The sequence below is a fragment of the Thermomonospora catenispora genome (assembly GCF_006363815.1).
GTDB classification, from domain to species: Bacteria; Actinomycetota; Actinomycetes; order Streptosporangiales; family Streptosporangiaceae; genus Thermomonospora; species Thermomonospora catenispora.
In genome coordinates, this window is the sequence record NZ_RRYT01000011.1 from 140,210 (window position 1) to 149,092 (window position 8,883).

11 protein-coding genes are annotated in these 8,883 nt (G+C 74.4%); 6 read left to right on the top strand and 5 right to left on the bottom strand.

The annotated features are described in order from the left end of the window. The first annotated feature begins 135 nt into the window (after positions 1-135). The gene (locus EIO00_RS11375; protein ID WP_140177950.1) at positions 136-585 is read left to right on the top strand and encodes an HU family DNA-binding protein; all 450 of its coding nucleotides are present in this window, start codon (positions 136-138) and stop codon (positions 583-585) included. Between the two features lie 90 nt (positions 586-675). Here the strand turns inward: EIO00_RS11375 and EIO00_RS11380 are convergent, their stop codons facing one another. After that, on the bottom strand, positions 676-1,428 hold the full coding sequence (locus EIO00_RS11380) for an enoyl-CoA hydratase-related protein (protein WP_140177952.1): 753 nt from the start codon (positions 1,426-1,428) through the stop codon (positions 676-678). A gap of 126 nt (positions 1,429-1,554) precedes the next feature. After that, positions 1,555-2,670 (bottom strand): polysaccharide pyruvyl transferase family protein, encoded by a 1,116-nt coding sequence (locus EIO00_RS11385; protein ID WP_140177954.1) that lies wholly within the window; start codon positions 2,668-2,670, stop codon positions 1,555-1,557. Between the two features lie 146 nt (positions 2,671-2,816). Here EIO00_RS11385 and EIO00_RS11390 point away from each other — a divergent pair, with 146 nt between their 5' ends. After that, positions 2,817-3,092 (top strand): DUF4235 domain-containing protein, encoded by a 276-nt coding sequence (locus EIO00_RS11390; RefSeq protein WP_140177956.1) that lies wholly within the window; start codon positions 2,817-2,819, stop codon positions 3,090-3,092. Next, entirely contained in the window at positions 3,089-4,126 is a 1,038-nt protein-coding gene (locus EIO00_RS11395) for a YihY/virulence factor BrkB family protein (RefSeq protein WP_241661280.1), read from the top strand. The genes EIO00_RS11390 and EIO00_RS11395 overlap by 4 nt, the downstream gene beginning before the upstream one ends. 244 nt (positions 4,127-4,370) lie before the next feature. Here EIO00_RS11395 and EIO00_RS24505 read toward each other — a convergent pair whose 3' ends face one another. Both EIO00_RS24505 and EIO00_RS11405 read right to left on the bottom strand, forming a co-directional pair. Further along, a complete protein-coding gene (locus EIO00_RS24505) occupies positions 4,371-4,688 on the bottom strand; it encodes a hypothetical protein (protein ID WP_175596186.1) in 318 nt (105 codons plus the stop codon). An 18-nt stretch (positions 4,689-4,706) separates the two neighbouring features. Then, positions 4,707-5,132 (bottom strand): SRPBCC family protein, encoded by a 426-nt coding sequence (locus EIO00_RS11405; protein WP_140177957.1) that lies wholly within the window; start codon positions 5,130-5,132, stop codon positions 4,707-4,709. A 114-nt stretch (positions 5,133-5,246) separates the two neighbouring features. Between EIO00_RS11405 and EIO00_RS11410 the strand changes: the two genes are divergently transcribed. Continuing rightward, positions 5,247-5,978: an SDR family NAD(P)-dependent oxidoreductase gene (locus EIO00_RS11410; RefSeq protein WP_140177989.1), complete on the top strand. Its 732-nt coding sequence runs from the start codon at positions 5,247-5,249 to the stop codon at positions 5,976-5,978. A 1-nt stretch (position 5,979) separates the two neighbouring features. On the opposite strand, the gene EIO00_RS11415 is transcribed toward EIO00_RS11410, so the two are convergent. Beyond that, positions 5,980-6,741 carry a MerR family transcriptional regulator gene (locus tag EIO00_RS11415; RefSeq protein WP_140177959.1) on the bottom strand — a complete coding sequence of 254 codons (762 nt, stop codon included), beginning with the start codon at positions 6,739-6,741 and terminating at the stop codon, positions 5,980-5,982. A gap of 90 nt (positions 6,742-6,831) precedes the next feature. Here EIO00_RS11415 and EIO00_RS11420 point away from each other — a divergent pair, with 90 nt between their 5' ends. Both EIO00_RS11420 and EIO00_RS11425 read left to right on the top strand, forming a co-directional pair. Continuing rightward, the gene (locus tag EIO00_RS11420; protein ID WP_140177961.1) at positions 6,832-7,680 is read left to right on the top strand and encodes a PHP domain-containing protein; all 849 of its coding nucleotides are present in this window, start codon (positions 6,832-6,834) and stop codon (positions 7,678-7,680) included. A gap of 143 nt (positions 7,681-7,823) precedes the next feature. Beyond that, a partial coding sequence (locus EIO00_RS11425; protein WP_175596191.1) for a serine/threonine-protein kinase occupies positions 7,824-8,883 on the top strand: 1,060 nt, incomplete at its 3' end.

The following is an 8,883-nucleotide window of genomic DNA, read 5'->3' on the forward strand; positions in this document are numbered from 1 at the left end:
AAGGCCGGGGACGCGTCCTCGGCCTTCGACCCGGCGGCGTTCCGGTCACGAAGAATCCGGCGGACCGCCCACGGAATCCGTCACTGATTTACATTGGCGACCAGGTGACCGAACCGATGACGAAAGGCGCTGCCGGTGAACAGAACCGAGTTGATCGAGGCGGTGGCGGCACGTGCGGGCAGTGACCAGGCGACGGCCCGGCGGCACGTGGACGCCGTGTTCGAGGAGATCATGGAGCGGGTGGCCGCCGGGGAACGGGTCCTGGTGACCGGGTTCGGCACCTTCGACAGGATGTCCCGCCCGGCCCGCACCGTCCGCAACCCGCGCACCGGCCGGCCGATCGACGTGCCGGCCACCGAGGCGCCGCGGTTCCGGGTCGGTCAGACGTTCCGCGACCGGGTCGCCGGGGCCTCCCCGGCCGCCGCGGTCCCCGCCCCGAGGGCCGAGGAGATTCCGGCGGCCGAGGCGGCGCCTGAGATCACGACCAAGGTCACCGGAAAAAAGAGCAAGAAGGCCAAGAAGGCCAAGAAGGGGGCCGAGGCCGAGAAATCCCGGAAAGGCAAGAAGTCCAAAAAGAAGAAGTGACCCGGGGCCTCTCCGGCGCCCGGACGGACACGCCGGCCCGACGCGGAAACGGAGCGGCCGGTCCCGTCCGGCCGGTCCCGCCGGCAGGGGTCACAGCGCCCAGCGCGGCGGGCGCTTCTCGAAGAACGCGCGGCGTCCCTCGGCGGCCTCCTCGCTGGCGAAGAACTCCGCCGAGACCCGCTCGGCCAGCGAGAACGCCTCCTCCCGCGGCATCCCCGCCAGCTCGGTCAGCAGCCGCTTGGTGCGGGCGAGGGCCTTGGGCTCGGTGACGCGGAACGCCTCCAGCAGCCCGCCGACCGTCTCGTCCAGCTTCTCGCGCGGGCAGGCCGCGGTGATCAGCCCGTGCTCGGCCGCCTCGGCCGCGCCGAAGGTCTCCCCGGTCAGGAAGTAGCGGGACAGGGCCCGCGGGCTCATCCGGTCCCGCAGCACCACCGCGATCATCGCGGGCACCACGCCGATCCTGACCTCGGTGAACGCGAACGTCACATCATCGGGCGCCACCGCCAGGTCGCAGGCCGCCACGATGCCCAGGCCCCCGGCCCGGGCCGGGCCGTTCAGCCGGGCGACCACCGGCTTGGGCAGATCCATGATCGCGGTCAGCAGCTCGGGGATGGAGGGGCCTCCGGTCACCCCGGCCTGGACCTCCTTGAGGTCGGCGCCGGCGCAGAACACGGTGCCCGCCCCGGTCAGCACCACGGCGCGGACCTCTTCGTCGGCCGCGACCTCCTTCAGCCGCTCCCCCAGCCCGGTGCGCACCGCCACCGACAGCGCGTTGCGCCGCTCCGGCGCGTTCAGGGTGATGGTCGCGATACCGCGCTCGACCTGCAGCAGAACCTCGCTCATGACGCCCTCCCGTGCATCGGACGCGATCATGTTCCTACATCCGCCCTGCTCACGGCCACGCGGGGTCGGCTGCGCCGGGGCGCGACGCCCGGCCGCCCCGCTCGCGCACCGGCGGGCGCGACGCGGTCAACGCCCGTAGATCGCGGCGGCCAGCGACCGCTTCTCCCGGCGGGCGGCCTCCAGGACGTCGTGGTCGAAGCCGCCGGCCGCAGGCCGCTCGGGGACGTCCGTGGCGTCGCTGAGGGTCCAGCGGCTGCCTCGCCGGATCAGGGAGCGGTGCTTGACGGCGTAGTAGTCGGGGTTGACGGAGACCGCCACGCCCGAGGCCCCGGCCGCGGCGGCCAGCAGGTGCAGGTGGAAGCGGGTGGAGATCCAGGTCTGCCCCGGGCCGGCGGGGAGGCCGTGCCGCCACACCTCCAGGAACGGGTGGAAGCGGGCGCCGGGCAGCTCGGGTTCGAGCAGGTCGAACACGGCGCGGTCCACGCCCGGGATGCCCTCCACCACCGCGACCTGCTCGGGCGTCACGCCCCATGAGCGCAGCGCGGCGGAGACGAACGAGGCCAGCGCGGGCCGCGGCATGCTCAGCAGGTCCGACTGCAGGCACAGCACGACCTCGCGGAGCGGCTCGTGCGGCGGCCGGTACAGGTGGGGGCCGAGGCCGAAGAGCACATCGTCGCCGGTCGCGGTCACCGTGGTGACGTCGCCGAGCACCTGGGCGGACGGCTCGTCGCGGACGTCCACCAGCGCGAAGTGGGCGGCCAGGTCGCGGAGCAGCTGGGCGCCGTGCTCGGGAACGGGCCACAGGCCCTGCCCGGTCATCACCGCCCGGCCGCCGGAGCGCTCCACCGCCCCCACCGCGGCGGCCAGCAGGCCGTAGTGCCGGGGCCACAGGCCGTTGATGTAGCCGCCGCCGATGATGTGCACCACCTCGGCGCGGGCCGCCAGCTCGCGGCCCAGCCCCCAGCGGGGGGCCATGCCCAGGTCGCCGATCGCACGGCGGACCCAGCGGGCGACCTGCCAGGGCCCGTCGTCGGGGGCCTCCCGGCACAGCCGCCAGAACGTGTCGGTGAACTGCACGTTCGGGTGCAGATGACTCAGCATCACCGCGGCGGTGCCCGGATGCGGGCAGTCCAGCCACACCTCGGCGTCCGGTGCGGCCTCGGCCAGATGCCGCAGCCACACGGCGGCGATCAGCTCGTCGCCGTAGTTGGGATGGCCGGTCGTTCCCACCAGGTAGTACATCGGCGCCTCTCATGACCGGGGGGCGTCGGACGAACCGCCCATGGCGGCGGCAGCCTAACGCGAAGCCACGGTTGAGGGCCGCGCTGGAGGGAACTGGCTGAATCTGCGGAGGGCCGCGCGAGGGGCTCGCATGGAGGGGATCGACGATGGTCTACAAGGTGTTGTCGCTGGTCTCCAGCGTGCTGGGCGGCATCGTGGCGGGGATGCTGTTCAAGCGGATCTGGAAGCTGGCCGCCGGTGAGGACGAGGTCCCCGACGCGAAGGACCTCGACCGCGGCTGGGTGGAGGTGCTGGCGGCCGCCGCGCTGCAGGGCGCGATCACCGGGATGGTCAAGGGCGCCACCAAGCGGGCCGGGGCCAAGGGCATGCACCGCTCCGCCGCCGCCCGGCCGCACCGGGAGACGGCGGGCGCGACGCGATGAGCGGCCCCGCCGAGGAACGCCCGGAGGACGCGCCGCGGACCCATGAGCGGGGCCCCGACGCCCTCTCGGAGATGCCCAAGGCGTCCTGGAAGGGAGCGGTCAAGCGGACGCTGCGGGAGTTCAAGGAGGACAACCTGACCGACTGGGCGGCGGCGCTGACCTACTACGGGGTGCTGTCGATCTTCCCGGCCATGCTGGTGATCGTGTCGCTGGTCGGGCTGGGCGGCCAGTCGGTGTCCCAGGGGCTGGTCGACAACGTGGACGACCTGGCGCCGGGCGCGGTCCGCGACGTGCTGGTCAACGCGCTGAACGAGCTGCAGCGCGGACGCGGCGGGGCCGGGCTGGTGGCGATCGTCGGTCTGCTGGTGGCGATCTGGTCGGCGTCGGGGTACGTGGCGGCGTTCATGCGCGCCTCCAACGCCATCTACGACGTCCCGGAGGGGCGGCCGATCTGGAAGACCCTGCCGATCCGGGTGGCGGTGACGCTGACCGCGCTGGTGCTGCTGGCCGTCTCGGCGATCGCGGTGGTGATCTCCGGCCCGATCGCCCGCAAGGCGGGGGACCTGCTGGGGCTGGGGCCGCAGGCGGTGACGGCGTGGAACATCGCCAAGTGGCCGGTGCTGCTGGTGGTGGTCAGCCTGCTGTTCTCGCTGCTGTACTGGGCGTCGCCGAACGCCCGGCAGGGCTTCAGATGGGTGACCCCCGGCGGGCTGCTGGCGCTGGCGGTGTGGCTGCTGGCCTCGGCGGGGTTCGCGTTCTATGTGGCCAACTTCGGCTCCTACAACAAGACCTACGGCAGCCTGGCGGCGGTGATCATCTTCCTGGTGTGGCTGTGGATCAGCAACATCGCCCTGCTGCTGGGCGCGGAGCTGAACGCCGAGCTGCAGCGCGGCAAGGCCATCGCGGGCGGGCTGGCCCCCGGGGGCCGGGAGCCGTATGTGGAGCCCCGGGACACGCGCAAGTTCCCCGAGGACCTCAAGCACCGGGTCGAGGGCCACCGCCCGGCGGACTCCGCGGGCGACGGGGGGAAGTGAGCGCCAGGCTCCGAGATCGGGCTTGACGATCCGGTCCCGTTCCGAGACGTTCCGTTCCCAGACCGGCCCGGGGGGCGCGGCCGGTGGGACGCCGGGACACGGTGGCGGGCCGGGGCACGGCGGCGGGCCGCACACGGTCGACGGGCCGCTCCGCCGGGCCCTGCGAGCGGCGAAGCCGACCCGGGGTATCGGCCGATCGGGACGGCCGTTCAACGCGGGACGGGGCCGGTCGTCCGGCGGACGTTCAGGCCCGGCCGCCGGTGGACTGGGAGCCCTCCTCGGGAGGCTCGTCGCCCCGGTCGCCGGTCGGCAGGTCGGCGTCCTCGTCGCGGGCGAGCTCCCGCTCCTGCGGCGGCTCGGCGGTCTCCCCGGGCCGCATCCGGACCCCGGCGAGCACGTCGTCCTCCGACGGCCGGTAGCCCTCGGCGGCACTGGTGGTGCCCGGCACGATCCGTTCCCGCACCTGGCTCTCGTGCCCGGAGTGCGCCCCCGGCCCGCGGTCGACCCGCTCGTGCTCTGCCTCGTGCTCTGCATCGTTCGGCGTGTTCATCGCCTCGTTCATCGCCTCTCCCTCCGCCGTTCAATAGCCCGGTTGGGCGACACGGCGGGCGACCTCCTCGGCGAGCCGGTCCAACGAGCGCTCCAGCGACCGTTGCGCCTCCTCCCTCGCCCGGCCGGAATCGCTCGCCTCGGGCTGGTCGCCGCGGAACGACAGGTGCGCCACGACCTCGCTCGCCCCGGCGCCGGCGTCGGTGACCTCCAGCCATCCGGCGTAGTCCGGCCGGTCCTTGACGCCCCACTCCAGCCGGAGCCGCTCGGGGGCCGTGCGCATCAGCCCTTGGTGGGTCGTGCGCTCGGTCCGGGCGTCGGCCTCGGCCAGGCCGGGGGCGATGTCGCGGACGTGGATCTCCTCGGGCAGCCAGCGGGACATGGTGGACACGTCCGACGCCACGTCGAACACGATGCGGCTCTCCGCCGGCATGCCACGGGTCGCCTCGTACTCCATGCGGGCCTCCCTTCGAACGCGCGACCGCCCTACCCGAGGGCATGCCGGACAAACCGGTATTGCCCGGCGCAGCCGGGCGCGGTTGGATCGTCGATCGTGGAATCGACGACACGGGTGGCTCTGGTCAGTGGAGCGTCGCGCGGGCTGGGGGCGGCGATCGCGCGCCGGCTCGGCGCGGACGGATGGGCGGTGGCGGTCAACTACCGGGCGGGCGCGCAGGCGGCCGAGCGGGTGGCCGAGGACATCCGTGCGGCGGGCGGCGTCGCCGAGGCGTTCGGCGCGGACGTCACCGACGAGGAGCAGGTCAGGGACCTGGTGGAGCGGGTGACCGGCCGGCTGGGCCCGGTGCGGGCGCTGGTCGTCAACGCCACCGGGCCGCAGCCGACCGTCCCGCTTGAGAAGCTGACCTGGCGGGACCACCTGGACCAGCTGGAGTTCTTCGTCAAGAGCCCCACCCTGCTGGCCCAGGCGGTGGTGCCGGGGATGAAGGAGCTCGGCGGCGGACGGATCATCCAGATCGGCTCCGATGTGTTCGAACGCGCCCTGCCCGGCATGTCGGCCTATGTCGCCGCCAAGGGCGCCCAGATCGGCCTGACCCGGTCGTGGGCGCGGGAGCTGGGCCGGTACGGCATCACCGTCAACCTGGTCGCCCCCGGCTGGATCCCGGTCGAGCGGCACGCCGACGTCCCCGCCGAGGACCTGCGGTCCTACATCGAGGACGTGCCGCTGGGGCACATCGGGGTCCCCGACGACGTGGCCGCCGCGGTGGCGTTCCTGGCATCCGACGCCGCCGGGTACATCACCGGCGAGCGGATCACCGTCAACGGCGGCCACACCATCGGGTGACTCAGCGGGCCTCCTGACGGTCGGCGTTGGCGCAGATCGCGTCGTGCACGTACTGCGCCAGCCCCTCGGCCGTCCGGTCGAAGACCGCGGTGAACCGCGAGTCGTTCACATACAGCTCGGCGAGGCGCCGGTGCATCCGGACGGAGCACTCGTAGAAGCTGTCGGTGATGAACCCGCGGTGCCGTTCGGCCAGGTCCATCGCGCGGGCGTCGGTGGCGGGCACGCCCGCCGCCCGCGCCTCGGCGAACCCGTCGACGATCGCCTTCTGCTCGGCCGTGATCCGCTTCCAGTCCTCCTTGGTGTAGGCGGCGGTGCGGCGCTGCGACTCCCGGTAGGCGTCGGTGTCGCCCCACCGCTCCTCCGCCTCGGCCCGGTGGACGTCGGGGTCGCCCCCGAAGATCTCCAGCCGCTCCTCAGGGGTCAGGTCGACTCCCACTCTCCTCGCCTCCATCGCGAGCTCGATCGCGTCGACCATCGCACGCAGCCGGTCGATCCGGCCCATCAGCAGCTCCCGCTGGCGGCGCAGGTGCGTCAGGGCGTCGGCGTCCGGGTCGTCGAGGATCGTCGCGATGTCCTCCAGCGGGAATCCCAGCTCCCGGTAGAACAGGATCTGCTGAAGCCGCTCCAGATCGGCGTCGCCGTAGCGGCGGTAGCCGGCGGCGGTCCGTCCGCTCGGCCTCAGCAGGCCGATGGCGTCGTAGTGGCGGAGCGTGCGCACCGTCACCCCGGCGGCCTCGGCGACCTGCCCTATCGAGTAGTCCATGGGACTCCCTCCCTGCACGGGCTTGCGCGGTCCAGGCTGGAGCCTGCCGTAACGTCAGGGTCAACCCGATATCGGACGAGGATTCCCGCGATGCGCATCGACCTGCACAGCCACAGCACCGCCTCGGACGGCACCGAACCGCCCGCCCACGTGGTGCGGCGGGCCCGGGAGGCCGGGCTGGACGTGCTCGCGCTGACCGACCACGACACCACGGCGGGCCTGGCGGAGGCCGAGGCGGCGCTTCCGGACGGGCTGACCCTGGTGGCGGGGATGGAGCTGTCGTGCGCGCGGGACGGACTGAGCATCCACCTGCTGGCCTATCTGTTCGACCCGGCCGAGCCGGCGCTGGCGGCCGAGTGCGCGCGGATCCGCCGGGCCCGCGACGAGCGCGGCCGGCTGATGGTGGAGCGGCTGGCCGAGCTGGGCGTGCCGATCACCTGGGAGCGGGTGACCGCCCTGGCCGGGGGCGCGGCGGTGGGACGGCCGCACATCGCACGGGCCATGGTCGACGCCGGGGTGATCGACGATCCGGCGGAGGCGTTCACCGAGCGGTGGATCGGCGACGGGGGTCGCGCCCACGTGCACCGGCACGCGCCCGACCCGGTGGAGGCGGTCCGGCTGGTGCGGGGCGCCGGGGGCGTGGCGGTGCTGGCCCACCCCAGGGCGATGCGGCGCGGCAGGACGGTGAGCGACGCGCTGATCGCCGAGCTGGCCGGGGCCGGGCTGTTCGGCGTGGAGGTCGACCACGCCGACCACGACGAGGCCGACCGCGCCCGGCTGCGCGGGCTGGCCGCCGAGCTGGGGCTGGCCGTCACCGGCTCCAGCGACGACCACGGCGCCCTCACCGGGCACCGGCTGGGGGCGCACACCACCGACCCGGAGGTGTACGAGCGGATGGTGGCGCAGGCCACGGGCGCCGTCCCCGTCCGGCGGGGGTGACGGGCCCGCACGCGGCGGGTCCGGTCCGGCTCGCGCCCGGCTCGCGTTCCGCGGGCACCGCGCGGCGTCCCCGCCGCGGCCGTGTCCGCGGGCCCACTATGCTGCTTGTCCCCTGTCCGGGTGTCCGTCCCGCTGGAGGCTCCATGCCACCGCAGCCTCGCCCGCTGCGTCCCAACGACCCCCGCGAGATCGGCGGCTTCGCCCTGCTGGGCCGGCTGGGCGAGGGCGGCCAGGGCACCGTCTACCTGGGCGGGGCGCCGGACGGCCGCCGGGTGGCGGTGAAGCTGCTGCGGGCCGAGTTGGAGGAGGGGTCCTCCGCCCGCCGCCACCTGGAACGAGAGCTGGCCGCGGTCCGGCGGGTCGCCCCGTTCTGCACCGCGCGGATCCTGGACGCCCGGCTGGACGGGGAGCAGCCCTACGTGGTCAGCGAGTACATCGACGGCCCCTCCCTGCAGCGGCTGGTGGCCGAGCAGGGCCCGCTGCGCGGGGACGGGCTGCTGCGGCTGGCCATCGGCACCGCCACCGCGCTGGCCGCCGTCCACCGGGCCGGGGTGATCCACCGCGACTTCAAGCCCGGCAACGTGCTGCTCGGCCCGGACGGCCCCCGGGTCATCGACTTCGGCATCGCCCGCCCGCTGGAGCGGTCTTCGACCACCCTGTCGGGGGCGATCGGCACCCCCGCCTACATGGCCCCCGAGCAACTGGCGGCGGGCTCGGCCGGGCCTCCGCTGGACATGTTCGCCTGGGGCTGCACGATGGCGTTCGCGGCCAACGGCGTCCCGCCGTTCGGCAACGACTCCATCCCCGCGGTGATGCAGCGGATCCTGCACGGGGAGCCGGAGCTGGGCTCCCTGGAGGGTCCGCTGCGGGATCTGGTCGCCGCCTGCCTGGAGAAGGACCCGGCCCGCCGCCCCACCGCGCTGCAGGCCCTCACCGCCCTGCTCGGCGGCGGCGAGCACCGCGATCCCCTCGCCGAGGGCGCGCACGCCGCCTCCGCCGCCCCGCCCCCGGTGTCCCTGGTGAAGTCCTCCCCGCCGTCCCGGGTGTCCTTGGTGAAGTCCTCCCCGCCGCCGTCGGCGTCCCCCGAGAGGCCTCCGCCGCGGGATGCCGCTCCCCCGCCGTCCGCCGACCCGCCCCAGGACGCTCCGCCGCCCGCCGTCCCGCCGCGGGCCGCCCGGCCGCCGATCGCCGCGGCCGCCGGGC

Coding starts and splice junctions, on each gene's coding strand:
- EIO00_RS11380 (WP_140177952.1), bottom strand. CDS start 1,428: ATGAGCGAGGTTCTGCTGCAGGTCGAGCGCGGTATCGCGACCATCACC.
- EIO00_RS11385 (WP_140177954.1), bottom strand. CDS start 2,670: ATGTACTACCTGGTGGGAACGACCGGCCATCCCAACTACGGCGACGAG.
- EIO00_RS11390 (WP_140177956.1), top strand. CDS start 2,817: ATGGTCTACAAGGTGTTGTCGCTGGTCTCCAGCGTGCTGGGCGGCATC.
- EIO00_RS11395 (WP_241661280.1), top strand. CDS start 3,089: ATGAGCGGCCCCGCCGAGGAACGCCCGGAGGACGCGCCGCGGACCCAT.
- EIO00_RS24505 (WP_175596186.1), bottom strand. CDS start 4,688: ATGAACGAGGCGATGAACACGCCGAACGATGCAGAGCACGAGGCAGAG.
- EIO00_RS11405 (WP_140177957.1), bottom strand. CDS start 5,132: ATGGAGTACGAGGCGACCCGTGGCATGCCGGCGGAGAGCCGCATCGTG.
- EIO00_RS11415 (WP_140177959.1), bottom strand. CDS start 6,741: ATGGACTACTCGATAGGGCAGGTCGCCGAGGCCGCCGGGGTGACGGTG.
- EIO00_RS11420 (WP_140177961.1), top strand. CDS start 6,832: ATGCGCATCGACCTGCACAGCCACAGCACCGCCTCGGACGGCACCGAA.